The following is a 16,551-nucleotide window of genomic DNA, read 5'->3' on the forward strand; positions in this document are numbered from 1 at the left end:
TTGCGCGGACAAGCGCCAAGACCAGCGACAGAACGAGCGAATGGACCGGCAGGGACGGGGTGACGGGTCGTATCCGCATTCCCGCACCGATCGCCATGCTCGCGGAGCTGACGCATCGCTGTCCGCTGGCTTGCCCCTATTGCTCCAATCCGCTGGAGCTGGAAGGCATCAGCACCGAGCTTTCCACGCAGGAATGGATCCGGGTGTTTCAGGAAGCAGCAGCACTTGGCGTTCTGCACCTGCATCTCTCCGGCGGCGAACCGGCGTCAAGGCGCGATCTGGTGGAACTGACGGCGGCGGCCGCCAAGGCCGGGCTTTACACCAATCTGATCACGTCCGGCATCGGCCTCAACGAAAAGCGCATCGCCGAGCTGTCCGCAGCCGGGCTCGACCATCTGCAGCTCTCGATCCAGGGCGCGACGCCTGTTCTGGCCGACAAGGTGGGTGGTTACAAAGGCGGTTACGATCGCAAGATCGCGGTGGCCGAGTGGACGCATGCGGCCGGCATTCCGCTGACCGTCAACGCCGTTTGCCACAAGCAGAACATGGACGAGCTGGGCGCCATGCTGGATCTTGCCGTCGAACTCGGTGCGCGCCGCATCGAGATCGCCACCGTGCAGTTTCACGGCTGGGCCGAGAAGAACCGCAAGGCGCTGATGCCGACCAAGGAACAGGTGCTGCACGCCAATGCCTTTGTCGAAGAAGCCCGCAAACGGCTGGAAGGCATCATCGTCATCGATTATGTGCCGGCCGATCACCATTCGACCTTTCCGAAGGCCTGCATGGGCGGCTGGGGACGCACCGGCCTCAATGTGACGCCATCGGGCAAGGTTCTGCCCTGCCATGCGGCCGAAAGCATTCCGTCGCTCAACTTCGAGACTGTGCGCGACATGTCGCTGACCGACATCTGGTATGACAGCCAGGCCTTCAACGCCTACAGAGGCGATAGCTGGATGCCGGATCTCTGCCGGTCCTGCGATCGCAAGGGCGTGGATTTTGGCGGTTGCCGTTGCCAGGCGATGGCGCTGGCCGGCGACGCTGCGACCACCGACCCGGTCTGCATCCTGTCGCCGATGCGCCACCTCCTGGTCGAGCAGGCAGAGATCGACAGCCGCGCCGAGCCGCCTGAATTCGTCTATCGCGGCCGCTAACGCCACTTCCGGTGGTGTCGCGAATGTGAACGAAGCTCATGAGCTGAAACTGCTTTACGTACCTCAAATTCTTCGATAGCCTGAAATTCAGGGAGGAATTTCAGTGCATCACACCACTTGCGAGGAGGCAGGTGTTGTGGGCGTGCCGCGTTGCGGCTGCTTCACGACGCTTCTGATTTTGAGGCCGGTGCATGGTTGATGCGCCCGGGCAAACGGCTGCGCCTCTGCTCGATGCGCGCGGCCTTTCAAAGACGTTCGGCATTGTCGAAGTCCTCAAGGATATCGCGCTCACTGTTCGTGCCGGAGAGGTCCACGCCATCATCGGCGAAAACGGCGCCGGCAAATCCACCTTGATGAAGATCCTTGCCGGCAACCATCAGCCGACAAGCGGCGAACTTGCGATCGACGGACAGGTCGTGAGTTTCTCGGGCCCGGTCGATGCGGAAAAGCATGGCATCGTGCTGGTGCATCAGGAGATCCTTCTCGCACCGGATCTGACGGTGGCGCAGAACATCTATCTCGGACGCGAGGTTCGAAAGGGCATCGCGCTCGACGACCGGGCGATGAATGCGGGCGCAGCAGAGGCGATCCGCGATCTGGGCGCCGACATCGATCCCGAGACCATCGTGTCGCGACTTTCGATCGCGCAGCGCCAGCTGGTGCAGATCGCGCGCGTGCTGCTTGTGCCGCACCGCATCGTCATCTTCGACGAGCCGACGGCGTCGCTGACGCCGCACGAAACCGAAGCGCTGTTGAAGGTCATCACCGATATCCGCGCCAAGGGCGTCGGCGTGCTCTACATCTCGCACCGGCTGCCGGAGGTAAAGGAGATTGCCGACCGCGTGACGGTGCTGCGCGACGGGCGGCTGGTTGCTTCGCACCCGGTAAGCGAGCTGGAACCGGCCGACATGGCGCGGCTGATGGTGGGTCGCGACGTGGCAAAGCTCTATCCGGACCGGCAGGCGGCCATCGCGCCCGAAACGGTGCTTCAGGTGGAAGGATTCGATGTGCCGGGCTACGCGCGCGAAGCGGGGTTCACCCTGCACAAGGGCGAAATCCTCGGTTTTGCCGGGCTGATCGGCGCCGGTCGCACCGAACTGATGGAAGGGCTGGTCGGACTTCGACCGGCCAAGGGCAAGGTGACGCTACGGGGCCGGCCGGTTCAGTTTACCGACGTGCATTCGAGCCTCAAGGCGGGCGTCGCCTATCTGTCCGAGGACCGTAAGGGCAAGGGCCTGCTCTTGACCAAGGACCTGACCGTCAACCTGACGCTCGCCTCGCTCGGCAAGTTCATCCGTGGCCTGCAGATCGATCGCAAGCGAGAGGCGCAGGCGCTCGACAAGGCGATCGAGGATTTCGACATCCGCACCGGCACGAAGACGATCCTTGCGGGCCAGCTTTCCGGCGGCAACCAGCAGAAGCTGCTGCTTGCCAAGATGATGCTGCTCGATCCGCAGGTCGTCATCATCGACGAGCCGACGCGCGGCATCGATATCGGCAACAAGGAACAGATCTACAAATTCATCGCCGCTCTGGCTGCGGAAGGGCGCTCGATCATCGTCGTCTCTTCCGAAATGCCGGAGCTGATCGGCATCTGCGACCGCATTCTGGTGATGCGCGGCGGCCGGATCGTCGGCGAAGTTCAGGGAGACCACATGACGGAAAACGAGATCGTCCAGCTTGCAACCGGTGTCAATGTCGGCGCGGGGGAGGCGGCATGAGTGCGGTCGTAACCGAGACGAAGGCGCCGAAGACTTCGCGCGACTGGGACATGGCGGCCATCGCGCCGTTTGTTGCGCTGGCGCTGCTTCTGGTGCTCGGCTATTTCGCCAACCCGAATTTCGTGTCGCTGGCCAACCTCACCAACGTCATCACCCGCAGCGCCTTTATCGCCGTGATAGCGCTTGGGGCGACCTATGTGATCTCGGCGGGGGGACTGGATCTCTCGGTCGGGGCGATGGTGGCGTTTGTCGCCAGCCTGATGATCCTGTTCATGAACTCAGGCGTGATTGCCGATCCGATGCTGATGCTGATGGCCGGCATGGCGGTGGCGCTGGTTCTGGGGGCGGCCTGCGGGCTGGCGAACGGGCTTATCACCACGCTCGGGCGGATCGAGCCGTTTATCGCGACGCTCGGCACGATGGGGATCTATCGCGGCCTGACGACGTGGCTTTCCCAGGGCGGCGCGATCACGCTCAAGGACCGCCAGCTGCAGCAGCTTTACCGGCCGGTCTATTTCGGCGACGTGTTCGGCGTGCCGATCCCGATCATCGTGATCTTCGTGACGGCGGCACTCGCTGCCTTCGTGCTCTACCGCACCCGGTATGGCCGTCATGTGATCGCCGTCGGATCGAACGAGGAAGTGGCGCGCTATTCGGGCATTTCGGTCAACAAGGTGCGCACCATCGCCTATGTGGTGCAGGGGCTCTGCGTGGCTGTTGCTGTCATGATCTACGTGCCGCGGCTGGGATCGACGTCTGCGACGACAGGCATCCTGTGGGAATTGCAGGCGATCACGGCGGTCGTTGTTGGCGGGACGGCACTTCGGGGCGGGGTGGGTCGCATCTGGGGCACGATCTGCGGCGCTTTCATTCTGGAAATCGTCGGCAACATCATGATCCTGTCGAACTTCGTGTCGGAATATCTGATCGGAGCGATCCAGGGCGCGATCATCATCATCGCCATGCTGGTGCAGAGGTCGCTGATGCGAAAGTAAGAGGTTGTTACGGGACCCCTCCGGCCTGCCGGCCATCTCCCCAACAAGGGGGGGAGAAGACTTGCCGCAATCGCCTGCCTCGATCGAGTGTTGGCGATAGCTGCCGGGTTAAGCCCGCCCCCTTGTGGGCAGGGCGGGGAGGGGTTTCGGGTCGCTGAGACCAATGGTTTGGCCGGGCCTCTGGGGCGGGTCCGGTTTCGGGAGGATGACCCCTTAAACTCTGGGAGAGAGAACATGCATAGAAGAACATTCGGTCTCGGCGTTGCAGGTCTTGCAGCGTCGGTTGCCGCCGCACCAAGCCTCGGGCTTGCACAGGAGGCGAAGAAGGTCACGATCGGCGTGTCCATTCCGGCAGCCGACCATGGCTGGACGGCGGGCGTGGTGTTCCATGCCGAACGCGTCGCGAAACTTCTGATGGCCGAGCACAAGGGCCTCAATGTCATCGTGAAGACCTCGGCGGATCCGGCGAGCCAGGCAAACGCGGTGCAGGATCTGGCGGTGCAGGGCATCGATGCGCTCGTCATCCTGCCGAGCGATCCGGATCAGCTGGTCACCGCGATCCAGCAGGTGAAGGACGACGGCAAGTTCGTGGCGCTGGTCGACCGTGCACCATCGGTCAACGACAACACGATCCGTAATCTCTACGTGGCCGGCAACAACCCGGCGCTTGGCGAAGTGGCTGGAAAGTACATCGCCGAGAAGACGCCGGAAGCGCAGGTCGTCGTGATCCGCGGCCTGCCGATCCCGATCGACCAGCAGCGCCAAGACGGGTTCGACAAGGGGATCGCCGGTTCCAAGGTGAAGGTGCTGGAGCGCCAATACGGCAACTGGAGCCGCGACGACGCCTTCAAGGTGATGCAGGATTTTCTGACCAAGCATCAGAAGATCGATGTGGTCTGGTGCCAGGACGACGACATGGCCGTCGGCGTGCTGGAGGCGATCGAGCAGGCGAAGCGCACCGACATTCAGTATGTCGTTGGTGGTGCCGGCTCCAAGGACATGATCAAGCGCGTCATGGACGGCGATAAGATGATGCCGGTCGACGTGCTCTATCCGCCGGCGATGGTGGCAACCGCCATGCAGCTGACGGCGGCCAACTTCTACGATCAGGTCCCGGTCAGCGGCAACTATATCCTCGACGCCACGCTGGTGACGAAGGAGAATGCGCAGAACTTCTACTTCGCCGACTCGCCGTTCTGAGATCACCAAGGCGAGAGGGGGCGTTTGTCGCAAGACGCCCTCTTTCCTCGCGTCATCCCTGTGCTCGTGACAGGGATTCAAGCCAGCCCAAGTCGCTGGGCTGAAGAAAATTGCTCTGACCCGACGGAAATCGGGTCACTGGATTCCTGTGACAAGCACAGGAATGCCGGAGAGTTTGCGGAACGCACCGAGCCCGACATCGAGGGCGGCATATCGGAAAGGAAACACCATGAAGACGATCAAGGGTCCGGGCATTTTTCTCGGTCAGTTTGCCGGAGACAAGGCGCCGTTCGACAGCTGGGACGGCATCACCAAATGGGCGGCCGACAAGGGTTATCTCGGTGTGCAAGTGCCGACCTGGGCGAGCCAGCTGATCGACCTCAGACAAGCTGCCTCGTCGAAGGATTACTGCGACGAGTTCGCCGGTGTCGCCCGCCAGAACGGTGTCGAAGTGACCGAATTGTCCACCCATCTTCAGGGGCAGCTGGTCGCCGTGCATCCGGCCTATGATGACGCCTTCGACGGCTTCGCTGCGCCGGAAGTGCGCGGCAATCCGAAGGCACGTCAGGAATGGGCGGTCGAGCAGGTGAAGATGGCGATCACAGCCTCGAAGCATCTCGGCATCACGGCGCATGCCACCTTTTCCGGCGCGCTCGCCTGGCCCTACATCTATCCGTGGCCGCAGCGCCCGGCCGGTCTGGTCGAGACCGCCTTTGACGAGCTTGCCCGCCGCTGGACGCCGATCCTCGATCATGCGGACGAAAACGGCGTCGACGTGTGTTACGAGATCCATCCCGGTGAGGACCTGCATGACGGCGTCACGTTCGAGATGTTCCTGGAGCGGGTGAAGAACCATCCGCGCGCCAACATGCTCTACGATCCGTCGCATTACGTGCTGCAATGCCTGGATTATCTCGACAATATCGACATCTACAAAGACCGGATCAAGATGTTCCACGTCAAGGATGCGGAGTTCAATCCGACCGGGCGCCAGGGCGTCTATGGCGGCTTCCAGAGCTGGGTGAACCGAGCCGGACGGTTCCGTTCGCCGGGCGATGGTCAGGTGGATTTCGGGGCGATCTTTTCCAAGATGGCGGCCAACGATTTCGACGGCTGGGCCGTGGTCGAATGGGAATGCGCACTGAAACACCCCGAAGACGGTGCCCGCGAAGGCGCGGAATTCGTCAAGCATCACATCATCCGGGTGACGGAACATGCATTCGACGATTTCGCCGCCGGCGGAACGGACGAGGCTGCCAACCGGCGGATGTTGGGGCTTTCATAGAAACCCCTCCCCACAAGGGGAAGGGCTTAACCTGCCGCACCCTTCGGTCATGACCCGAGACGGTGCGGAGGGGTCTCTCCCCCTTGTGGGGGAGATGGCCTGCAGGACAGAGGGGACTTTCCCCGCAATGAATTTCCAAGGAGACATCATCATGACCATCGAAGCCAAGGACGAACAGACACGCGCACCCCGTATCCGGCTCGGCATGGTCGGCGGCGGATCAGGTGCCTTTATCGGCGCGGTGCACCGGATGGCGGCGCGGCTGGATGACCGGTTCGAGCTTGTCGCCGGCGCGCTTTCCTCGACGGCGGAGAAATCGGCGGCATCGGGGCGGGAACTCGGGCTTGATACGGACCGAACCTACGGCTCCTATGAGGAGATGGCGAGCCGCGAGGCGGAGCGTGAGGACGGCATCGAGGCGGTGTCGATCGTCACGCCGAACCATGTCCATTTCGATGCCGCCAAAGCTTTTCTCAAGCGCGGTATCCACGTCATCTGCGACAAGCCGCTGACCTCCAACCTTGCCGACGCGAAGGCGCTCAAGCAGGTGGCTGACGAGAGCGGTGCGCTGTTTATCCTGACGCACAATTACACCGGCTATCCGATGGTGCGCCAGGCCCGCGAGATGGTCGAGGCCGGCGTGCTCGGCGATATCCGCATCGTTCAGGCGGAATATCCGCAGGACTGGCTGACCGAGGCGGTCGAACAGACCGGCGCCAAGCAGGCGGTGTGGCGCACCGATCCGGCCCAATCGGGTGCCGGCGGCTCGACCGGCGATATCGGCACGCATGCCTATAACCTTGCCTGCTTCATCACCGGACTGACGCTGGATAGCCTTGCCGCGGATCTAGACAGTTTCGTTGAGGGCCGCCGGCTCGACGACAATGCCCATGTCATGCTGCGCTTCGCGGCAAGACACGGCGAGAAGCCGGCCAAGGGCATGCTCTGGTGCAGCCAGGTGGCGCCGGGCCACGAGAACGGCCTGAAAATCCGCGTCTACGGCACCAAGGGCGGCATCGAATGGGTGCAGGCCGATCCGAACTACCTGTGGTTCACGCCGTTCGGGCAAGAAAAGCGGCTGATCACCCGCAATGGCGCCGGTTCCGGCGCCGCTGCTGCGCGTGTCTCCCGCATTCCATCGGGTCATCCGGAAGGTTATCTCGAAGCCTTTGCAACGATCTACACGGAGGCGGCACTGGCAATTCACGCCCACCGGACGGGCGCGAAACTGGACGAGGCGGTTATCTATCCAACCGTCGACGACGGCGTGAAGGGCGTCGCCTTTGTCGAGGCCTGCGTGGAGTCGTCTCGGAACAATGGTGCTTGGGTGAAGGTGTAAAGACTTGGTGGGCGGCGTCTGCCCCTCACCCTAACCCTCTCCCCGTAGACGGGGAGAGGGGACGTGGCTCGATCGGGGCAAGGCGCGTGCGGCAAAGGACCTTCTCCCCAACTGCGGAGAGAAGGGTCCGCAGGACGCAGCCGGATGAGGGGCCTGGGGAAGAGGTGGCGGCACCCGGATAGGCGTTGGAACCCTCGCCGCGGCCGGATCTACCTCCAGTGTCAGGAGCCCAATATTGACATTTCCATTCAATCTGTACAGATATATGTACATTCTGAGAGGAGAGCATTGTGGCCCACGTTCGTCTGACCGAGTTTAGGCAGAACATTGCGACCCACTTCGACAACGTGATCGCCTCTCGCGCTCCTTTGCTGGTCACGCGTCAGGGGTCAGAGGCGTTGGTTCTGATTGCTGAGGGCGAATACGAGAGCATGCAGGAAACTCTGCACCTTCTTTCCACTCCAGCGAATTCTGATCGGCTGCGCGAGAGTATTGCGCAGCTTCGCGAAGAAGAGCTGATCGAAAAAGACCCGACTCTCTGACATGAACCTTCTCTGGACGGGAAACGCCTGGGAAGAGTACCAATACTGGCAAAGCGTCGATCAATCGATGGTCGAGAAAATCAACGAGCTGATCAGGGATACGAAGAGATCGCCCTTCAAGGGGCTTGGAAAACCGGAACCGCTGAAGGGCAGTCTCTCCGGGTTTTGGTCGAGGCGCATTCTTGGGGAGCATCGACTGGTGTATTGTGTGTCGGGTAAAGGAAGCACCCAGCAACTTCAAATCATCCAGTGCCGTTTTCACTATGAGAGATAGTATAGAGCGTACTTAAGACGATAATCGCGAACGAGCTCGTCGCGCTGAACGGGTTTTCGCGCTCCAAAACCTGTACAACGGGCGGGCATTTGGGTACACGTCGCTGCTATGACGGCCGGGGTCATTGTCTCGGTCGCACCTCCATATGGCGGCATCCTCATGACTGATCCCAAAATTCTCGCAGCCCGCTTCCCGGGTGACTTCACGTTTGGCGTTGCGACCGCCGCCTACCAGATCGAGGGATCGACCAAGGCGGATGGCAGGAAGCCGTCCATTTGGGATGCGTTTTCCAACATGCCGGGGCGGGTTCACAACCGCGACAATGGCGATATCGCCTGCGATCACTACAATCGCTGGGAAGCGGATCTCGATCTGATCGCGGACATGGGCGTTTCCGCCTACCGGTTCTCGCTGGCGTGGCCGCGGATCATTCCTGAGGGCACCGGCCGGATCAACGAGCAGGGGCTCGATTTCTATGACAAGCTGATCGACGGATTGAAGGCGCGCGGCATCAAGGCATTTGCGACGCTCTATCACTGGGACCTGCCGCTGGCGCTGATGGGCGACGGCGGATGGGCGGCGCGATCGACCGCCTACGCGTTCCAGCGCTATGCCAAGGTGGTGATGGCGCGTCTTGGGGACCGGCTGGATTCGGTTGCGACATTCAACGAACCCTGGTGCTCGGTGTGGCTGAGCCATCTCTACGGCGAGCATGCGCCGGGCGAGCGCAACATGGAGGCGGCCCTTGCCGCCATGCACCACACCAATCTTGCGCATGGACTGGCGGTGGAAGCGATCCGGCATGTGACGCCGAACGTGCCTGTTGGTCTCGTCCTCAACGCGCATTCCGTCATTGCGGGTTCCGATAGCGCGGAAGATAGCGCTGCTGCCGAGCGTGCCTTCGATTTCCACAACGGCGCCTTTTTCGGTCCGGTGTTCAAGGGCGAATATCCGGCGTCGCTGATGTCGGCGCTCGGCGATCGCATGCCGAAAGTGGAAGAGGGCGATCTTGCCGTCATCAGTCAGAAACTCGACTGGTGGGGCCTCAATTATTACACGCCGATGCGCGTTCTTGCAGATACCGCTGAGGGTGCGGAATTCCCGGCGACAAAGCCCGCGCCTTTCGTCGAAACGGCGGTGACCGATATCGGCTGGGAGATCTATGCGCCCGCCATGAAATTGCTGGTCGAGGATCTCTACCGCCGCTACGACCTGCCGGAATGCTACGTCACGGAAAATGGCGCCTGCGACAATACCGATATTGGTGCCGACGGCACGATCGATGACACGATGCGGCTCGACTACTATGTCGAACATCTCGGCGTCGTCGCGGATCTCGCCCGCGACGGTTATCCGATGAAGGGCTATTTCGCGTGGAGCCTGATGGACAATTTCGAGTGGGCCAAGGGCTATCAGATGCGGTTCGGCCTCGTCCATGTCGACTATCAGACGCAGGTTCGCACGATCAAGCAGAGCGGCAAATGGTATCGGGATCTGGCTGTAGAGTTCCCCAAGGGTAACCACGCACCGGCTTAATTTTGCGCTGCGTAGAAGATTTTTTCTCGTTTCCGCTGAATTTGAAATCTCATCCCTGTAAAATGTGGCGGAGGCGGGGCATTGATGCGCCATCAATAACGAGGCCTCCCGGCTTCCATTGAAAGCCGATCGAATGCTCCGCAAAGTCACCTGTCATCGAATGTGCCGCCCGGCTGCATGAATTGAGACGGCGACCCTTGTCGCCGGGATGACCTGACTGAACGTGTGAGCTTATCATGACACTTGTTACTGCCGTGGCCGATGCCGCTTCGCCTGACGTGGCGAATGCTGCGCCCATGGTTTCGTTCGAAAAGGTGGTGAAGCGGTTCGGCGGTGCGTCCGGACAGCCCGAATTCACCGCGCTCGACGGTATCGATTTTTCGGTCGCTCGCGGCTCCATCGCCGGTATCATCGGCCGTTCCGGGGCCGGGAAGTCGACGCTGATCCGGCTGGTCAACGGGCTTGAAAAGGCGACGTCCGGCACGGTCGTGGTCGATGGCGTCGAAGTGGGCGGGCTTAGCGAAGACGGACTGCGTTCGCTGCGCCGTCAGGTCGGCATGATTTTCCAGCATTTCAATCTGCTATCCTCGCGAACCGCGTTCGACAATGTGGCGCTGCCGCTCGAGATTGCCGGTGTGGACAAGGCGGCGATCAAGGCCAAGGTCGGGCCTCTGCTCGATCTCGTCGGTCTCGGCGACAAGGCCGGGCGTTACCCGTCCGAGCTGTCGGGCGGGCAAAAGCAGCGCGTCGGCATTGCCCGTGCGCTGGCCACAGATCCGAAGCTGCTGCTCTCAGATGAAGCCACCTCGGCGCTCGATCCGGAGACCACGCATTCGATCCTTGATCTTCTGAAGCGCATCAATGCCGAACTCGGGCTGACCGTGCTCTTGATCACCCACGAAATGGAAGTGGTGAAAACGGTCGCCAGCCATGTGGCGGTGATCGATGCCGGTCGCATCGTTGAGGCCGGGCGCACGTTTGAGGTCTATGCCGATCCCAGGCACGAGACGACGCGCACGCTGCTTGCCTCGTCACTCAACCTGCCGGAATGGCTGCGCAACGGCATCAAACGGCAACCATCGGCGGGGGACCGGGCGCTGGTGCGGCTGGTGTTCTTCGGCGATACGGCCTTCAAGCCTTTGACGGGACGTCTGGTTGCCGAACTGGGCGCCGACGTCAACATTCTGGCGGGCGCGATCGAGGAGATCGCGGGCGAGCCGTTCGGATCGCTGGTCGTTTCCTATTCCGCCGACCCGGCCGTGATGGCGCGAGCGCAACAATTCTATGCCGAGACCGGCCTGAAGACGGAGGTGCTCGGCTATGTCGCTTGAGATGCTCATCAACCTTCTCACCAAGGCGCTGACCCAGACGCTGCAGATGGTGGCGATCGCCGGCCTGATCGGCTCGGCCATCGGGCTGCCGATCGGCATTTTTCTTGCCACCAGCGGCCGTGGCGAGCTGTTTCCGGCACCGGCGGCCAACCGCGTCATCGGCCTCATCGTCAATGCCGCGCGCTCGACGCCGTTCATTATTCTGGTCGTTGCGATCATACCGTTTACCCGGTTGATCACGGGAACCTCGATCGGTACCAATGCGGCGATCGTGCCTTTGACGATCGCCACCATTCCGTTCTTTGCGCGCCTTGTGGAGGCGGCGATCCGCGAGATCGACAGCGGTCTCATCGAAGCGGCCCGCGCCATGGGTGCATCGCCGATGCAGATCGTCTTCAAGGTGCTGCTTGCCGAAGCCCGGCCCGGCCTGATCTTAGCGCTCACCATGACCATGGTCAGCCTGATCGGCTATTCGGCAATGGTCGGCGCGGTCGGCGGCGGTGGTCTCGGCGATCTCGGGATCCGCTACGGGTACCAGCGCTTCATGCCGGAAGTCATGCTTGCCGTCGTCGTGGTGCTGATCGTTCTGGTTCAGCTGGTCCAGAGCGCCGGCGACAGTCTGGCCCGCCGTTTCGACAGGCGTAACCGCAAGACCTGATCAACAACAAGCCATTCATTCTTTCAAATCCAAGGAGACAGACATGAAGAAAATCATTCTCGCGGCCGCCTTCAGTGCGCTCACTGCCGCATCGGCCTTTGCCGAAGACATCAAGATCGGCGTGACGCCCGGTCCGCACGCGCAGATCATGGAAAAGGTCAAGGAAATCGCAGCGCCCAAGGGCCTCAACATCGATATCCTGGAATTCTCGGACTATGTCGTTCCGAACCAGGCGCTGGCGGATGGCGAGCTGCAGGCGAATTCCTTCCAGCACAAGCCGTACCTCGACAATCAGGTGACTGACCGCAAGTTCGACCTGATCGCCGTCGGCACGACCGTCAACTTCCCGATGGGCGTCTATTCCAAGAAGGTGAAGACCCTCGACGAGCTCAAGGAAGGTGCGACGGTTTCCATTCCGAACGACCCGACCAATGGCGGTCGCGCGCTGCTGATCCTGGCCGACAAGGGTCTCATCAAGCTCAATGCCGAAAAGGGCCTCAAGGTAACGCCGGCCGACGTCACCGAAAACCCGAAGAAGATCGAGTTTGCCGAACTCGATGCAGCCCAGCTGCCCCGTTCGCTCGACGACGTCGATGCGGCCGTGATCAACACCAACTTCGCCGTCGAGGGTGGTCTCAACCCGGCCAAGGACACGATCGCCAAGGAAGGCGAAAAGGCACCTTACATCAACATCATCGCGATCAACGCGAAGGACAAGGATGCCGCCTGGGTGAAGACGCTGGTCGACAGCTATCACAGCCCTGAGGTGAAGCAGTTCGTGCTCGACACGTTCAAGGGCGTGGTCATTCCGTCCTGGTAACACGTCGAAAGACGATAGGATCTCAGAGTGAAGTGATCTAATCGAGGCCGGTCTCCGCGGAGACCGGCTTTTCTTATTGAAGTTAACGATATCTGAAGAGATCGCCGTCCAATGTGGCCCCCTTAATGAAGGGGCGGGCTATTGTTGTTCATGCCGTCACATTTCCGGCGTTCCGTTCCGGCCGGCCGTCGGTCTGTCGTGGCGATGCAACTTGTCCTGTTCGCAGTCGTCGTCACGCTCGTGACCGTCTTCATTCTGACGGCCGTCGGCCGCATTGCAGATTATGCCAACCGGTATGACGACAGCCGCTCGATGCAGACCACCGAAGGCGCGCTGCAGACCTTCCGAACCCAGCTTCAGGCCACCCTCAACGATTATTCGGCATGGGATGATGCTGCCCAGTTCGTCTATGCCCCGGATGGCCAGGATTGGGTTGTCAGCAATTACGGCGATATGACGTCCAACAGCGGCCTGTTCGATATCGCGATCGTGATGGACACCGAGCGCAACGTGCTGATGTCCTATCAGGAGGGACGTCCGGCGGAATGGAACCCGCGCGAGTATTTCGATACGTCGCTCTGGACCTTGTTCGATCGGGTCCTGTCCACGGGTCGCGACGGTCTGCCGGAAGCCACGGGCTTTGTTCAGACACGCGACGGCGTTGCGGCTGTCGGCGTCGCCCTGGTGCGCGAAAAATCCGGCGCGCTCGACAAGCCGCTCTCGGAGAGACGGTTTCTCGTCTTTGTCCGCCAGCTGGACGAAAGGAAGGTGGCGGAACTTGCAAGGACCTATGTTGTCGAGGGTTTGCGGTTCATCGACAAGACCGATCAGACCAGCAACAGTGTCGAACTTCGCAACCTGCACGGCAAGCTTTTGGTCAAGCTGTCGTGGCAGCCGCGGCGTCCGGGCGACCTCGGCTTCTCCCAGGTGCAGCCTCTGGTCTATGGCGCGCTTGCCATGGTCGGGCTGTTTTTCCTGCTGCTCGTGGTCAGTGGCAGCATCACCCTAAATCAGCTCAAGCGCGACGAAGCCGATGCGAGACGGCTCGCGATGTGCGACCGGTTGAGCGGGCTTTTGAACCGTTCAGGTTTCTTTACCGCTCTCGACGCCCTTGTTCTCGAAAGCCGGGCGCAGGGCGCGCATGTTTTGCTTCTCTATCTGGATCTCGATGGCTTCAAGGAAGTCAACGATGCCTATGGTCACGGGACCGGCGACAAGCTGATCCGCGGCGTGGCGGCCGGGTTGAAGACGCTTGTTGGCAGCGAGGCGATCCTGGCGCGCGTCGGCGGCGACGAATTCGCTATTGCTCTTCCGGTGATGGGGGCATCTCCGGTGGCACCTATTCTCTGCGACCGCATTCTCGGCTTCTTCGGCGAGCCCTTCGTCATCGGCGAACGGGTGGCTGTGATCGGAACCAGTATCGGTGTCGCCATCTCGCCGCGCGGCAACGTGCCGGGAGAAGAGCTTGTCCGTCGGGCCGACATGGCGATGTACCGTGCCAAGGAAACCGGCCGCGGCCGCTATGAGAATTACCGGCCGGAAATGGATGCCGAGCGCGAGGAGCGCAACCGGCTGGAAGTGGACCTGCGGATCGCCATCGAGCGGCGCGAAATCAACATCGTCTACCAGCCCGTGGTGGATGCGACGAACTGGCGGCTGATCGGCGTCGAGGCGCTGGCCCGCTGGACCCGCAAGGGTTACGGACCGGTGCCGCCGGATGTGTTCATTCCGATTGCGGAATCAAGCGGACTGATCGACCAACTGGGTCTGTTCGTCATGCACCGGGCCTGCGAGCGCATCGCCGACTGGCCCGGCATCAAGCTTGCCGTCAATATCTCGCCCGGCCAGTTCCGTGATCCCGAATTTTCGCAGCATGTGGCCTCGATGTTCCGCAAGACCGGAACCGATCCGTCGCGCATCACGCTGGAAATGACCGAGGGGTATTTTATTCAGAACCCAGACCGCGCTCGCGCAGCGATTGCCAGGCTGAAAAAGCTCGGGGTCGAGATCGCTCTCGACGATTTCGGCGCTGGTTTTTCAAGCGTCGGATATCTGCGGCAGTTCGGTTTCGACCGGATGAAGATCGATCGCTCGCTGGTGCATGCAATGTCCGAGGGTGACCACGCGGTTCAGACGTTGCAGGCGACCGTGGCGCTTGCCCGTTCGCTCGGCATGCCGGTGACGGCGGAAGGCGTCGAGAGCGAGGACCAGGCGTTGAAGTTGCGGATGACGGGCTGTGATGAATTGCAGGGCTATTTCTTCGGTCGGCCGATGGAAGCCCATGAGATCGACGTCATCTACCGCACCGACCGGGGACGGGACGGAAAGCGGATTGCATGAAAACGTCTCAGGCTAGAGATGCTGCGGCACCTTTGTCTTCAGGATTGCAATCAGGCCCGCATCCATGAAGTCGGAATCGTCAGGTATATCGAGACAGATCAGCCGCTTGCCCTTGAGCTTCGATCGGTATCTCTGCTGGATCTTTGCCCGGTGGGTCCGTTCCATGACGAACAGGATGTCGGCCCATTCGATCAATTCGGCTGAGAGAGGGTTTTCGGCATCATTGTTGGTGCCGGCGGACGACACCTCGACGCCGGGCCACTCAGCGAAAACCTGCTCCGCCGTCGGGCTCCGCAGCTTGTTCTGGCTGCAGACGAAAAGGATGTTTTTCAGGTTACTCCATCCTTCTCGTGGACGCTTTAGCTGCCGATATGCTTGACGCCGCGCTGTTTGGCGAGGGCGATCTGCAACTGCCGCTGACGGTAACGCAACCGGTCTTCCTCGGTGCGGCTGTCGTAGCAATGGGAGCAGGAGACGCCTTCCTCATACTTGGGCGAGGTGATCTCTTCGGCGGTGATCGGATTGCGGCAGGCGTGGCAGAGCTTGTGGTTGCCTTCCTTCAGTCCGTGCTCGACGGAGACGCGCTCGTCGAACACGAAACACGCGCCTTCCCAGAGGCTTTCTTCTTCCGGCACCTGTTCCAGATATTTCAGGATGCCGCCCTTCAGGTGGTAGACGTCCTCGAAACCCTGCTGCTTCATAAAGGCTGTCGCCTTTTCGCAGCGGATACCACCGGTGCAGTACATGGCGATCTTCGGCTTGTTGTGCAGGCCGGTATTGTTCTTCACCCAGTCCGGAAACTCGCGAAACGTCTTGGTGTTGGGGTCGACTGCTCCCTTGAAGATGCCGATCGCCGTCTCGTAATCGTTGCGCGTATCGATGACGATGGTCTCGGGATCCGAGATCAGCGCGTTCCAGTCCTTCGCCTCGACATAGGTGCCGACGATTCTGTTGGGATCGATATCCTCGACCCCCATCGTGACGATTTCCTTCTTGAGCTTAACCTTCATGCGCACGAAGGGCATTTTCGACGCGCGGCTTTCCTTGTGCTCCAGGCCAGAAAATTCCGGCTGGGCGCGCAGAAACGTCAGAAGCTCGGCGATATCAGTGTCGGAGCCTGCAATCGTACCGTTGATGCCTTCGCGGGCGATCAGCAGCGTTCCCTTGATGCCGCGCGCGTCGCAAAAGGCCTGCAGCGGCGTCTGGAACTCACCAAATCGTTCGAACCGCGCAAAGTGATAGAGCGCGGCAACGAGAAATGCGCCCGTGGCTTCGGGGCGGGGGAGAAGGTGGCTTTCGGTCATGCCGGTCCCATACAACCAGATGCGCTGTTGCGCAATGGATTGGGCGCTGTCGTCT

15 protein-coding genes are annotated in these 16,551 nt (G+C 61.2%); 13 read left to right on the forward strand and 2 right to left on the reverse strand.

Annotated features, from left to right (window positions below; genetic code table 11):
* Positions 1–59 precede the first annotated feature (59 nt).
* The 13 genes from pqqE to G6K99_RS06735 all read left to right on the forward strand — a co-directional run bounded on the left by pqqE (position 60) and on the right by G6K99_RS06735 (position 15,192).
* Positions 60–1,151: a pyrroloquinoline quinone biosynthesis protein PqqE gene (gene pqqE / locus G6K99_RS06675; protein WP_325263582.1), complete on the forward strand. Its 1,092-nt coding sequence runs from the start codon at positions 60–62 to the stop codon at positions 1,149–1,151.
* 191 nt (positions 1,152–1,342) lie between these two features.
* A complete protein-coding gene (locus tag G6K99_RS06680; RefSeq protein ID WP_174196084.1) occupies positions 1,343–2,872 on the forward strand; it encodes a sugar ABC transporter ATP-binding protein in 1,530 nt (509 codons plus the stop codon).
* Positions 2,869–3,867, forward strand: a complete 999-nt coding sequence (locus G6K99_RS06685) for an ABC transporter permease (RefSeq protein WP_062461179.1) — start codon at positions 2,869–2,871, stop codon at positions 3,865–3,867. The genes G6K99_RS06680 and G6K99_RS06685 overlap by 4 nt, the downstream gene beginning before the upstream one ends.
* A gap of 234 nt (positions 3,868–4,101) precedes the next feature.
* Positions 4,102–5,067, forward strand: coding sequence for a substrate-binding domain-containing protein (locus G6K99_RS06690; RefSeq protein ID WP_062582095.1), 966 nt, complete (start codon positions 4,102–4,104; stop codon positions 5,065–5,067).
* A gap of 229 nt (positions 5,068–5,296) precedes the next feature.
* Positions 5,297–6,352 (forward strand): sugar phosphate isomerase/epimerase, encoded by a 1,056-nt coding sequence (locus G6K99_RS06695; protein ID WP_174196085.1) that lies wholly within the window; start codon positions 5,297–5,299, stop codon positions 6,350–6,352.
* 151 nt (positions 6,353–6,503) lie between these two features.
* Positions 6,504–7,691 (forward strand): Gfo/Idh/MocA family protein, encoded by a 1,188-nt coding sequence (locus G6K99_RS06700; protein ID WP_174196086.1) that lies wholly within the window; start codon positions 6,504–6,506, stop codon positions 7,689–7,691.
* Positions 7,692–7,981: 290 nt separating this feature from the next.
* Positions 7,982–8,233, forward strand: a complete 252-nt coding sequence (locus G6K99_RS06705; RefSeq protein ID WP_174196087.1) for a type II toxin-antitoxin system Phd/YefM family antitoxin — start codon at positions 7,982–7,984, stop codon at positions 8,231–8,233.
* A 1-nt stretch (position 8,234) separates the two neighbouring features.
* A complete protein-coding gene (locus G6K99_RS06710; RefSeq protein ID WP_062461172.1) occupies positions 8,235–8,507 on the forward strand; it encodes a Txe/YoeB family addiction module toxin in 273 nt (90 codons plus the stop codon).
* 159 nt (positions 8,508–8,666) lie between these two features.
* Complete coding sequence (locus G6K99_RS06715) at positions 8,667–10,043, forward strand: GH1 family beta-glucosidase (protein ID WP_174196088.1); 1,377 nt, start codon at positions 8,667–8,669, stop codon at positions 10,041–10,043.
* A 296-nt stretch (positions 10,044–10,339) separates the two neighbouring features.
* Positions 10,340–11,374, forward strand: coding sequence for a methionine ABC transporter ATP-binding protein (locus tag G6K99_RS06720; RefSeq protein ID WP_062583085.1), 1,035 nt, complete (start codon positions 10,340–10,342; stop codon positions 11,372–11,374).
* Positions 11,364–12,032, forward strand: a complete 669-nt coding sequence (locus tag G6K99_RS06725) for a methionine ABC transporter permease (protein ID WP_062461169.1) — start codon at positions 11,364–11,366, stop codon at positions 12,030–12,032. The genes G6K99_RS06720 and G6K99_RS06725 overlap by 11 nt, the downstream gene beginning before the upstream one ends.
* 43 nt (positions 12,033–12,075) lie before the next feature.
* Positions 12,076–12,852 (forward strand): MetQ/NlpA family ABC transporter substrate-binding protein, encoded by a 777-nt coding sequence (locus G6K99_RS06730; RefSeq protein ID WP_174196089.1) that lies wholly within the window; start codon positions 12,076–12,078, stop codon positions 12,850–12,852.
* Positions 12,853–13,002: 150 nt separating this feature from the next.
* Positions 13,003–15,192: an EAL domain-containing protein gene (locus G6K99_RS06735; protein WP_244631403.1), complete on the forward strand. Its 2,190-nt coding sequence runs from the start codon at positions 13,003–13,005 to the stop codon at positions 15,190–15,192.
* A gap of 12 nt (positions 15,193–15,204) precedes the next feature.
* Here G6K99_RS06735 and G6K99_RS06740 read toward each other — a convergent pair whose 3' ends face one another.
* Together G6K99_RS06740 and G6K99_RS06745 are read right to left on the reverse strand one after the other, a co-directional pair.
* Entirely contained in the window at positions 15,205–15,525 is a 321-nt protein-coding gene (locus tag G6K99_RS06740; RefSeq protein ID WP_174196782.1) for a low molecular weight protein tyrosine phosphatase family protein, read from the reverse strand.
* A 26-nt stretch (positions 15,526–15,551) separates the two neighbouring features.
* Positions 15,552–16,496, reverse strand: coding sequence for a rhodanese-related sulfurtransferase (locus G6K99_RS06745; RefSeq protein WP_062461160.1), 945 nt, complete (start codon positions 16,494–16,496; stop codon positions 15,552–15,554).
* Positions 16,497–16,551 lie beyond the last annotated feature (55 nt).

Origin of the sequence: Neorhizobium sp. AL 9.2.2, from assembly GCF_013317225.1 — a bacterium.
Taxonomy (GTDB): Bacteria; Pseudomonadota; Alphaproteobacteria; order Rhizobiales; family Rhizobiaceae; genus Neorhizobium; species Neorhizobium soli.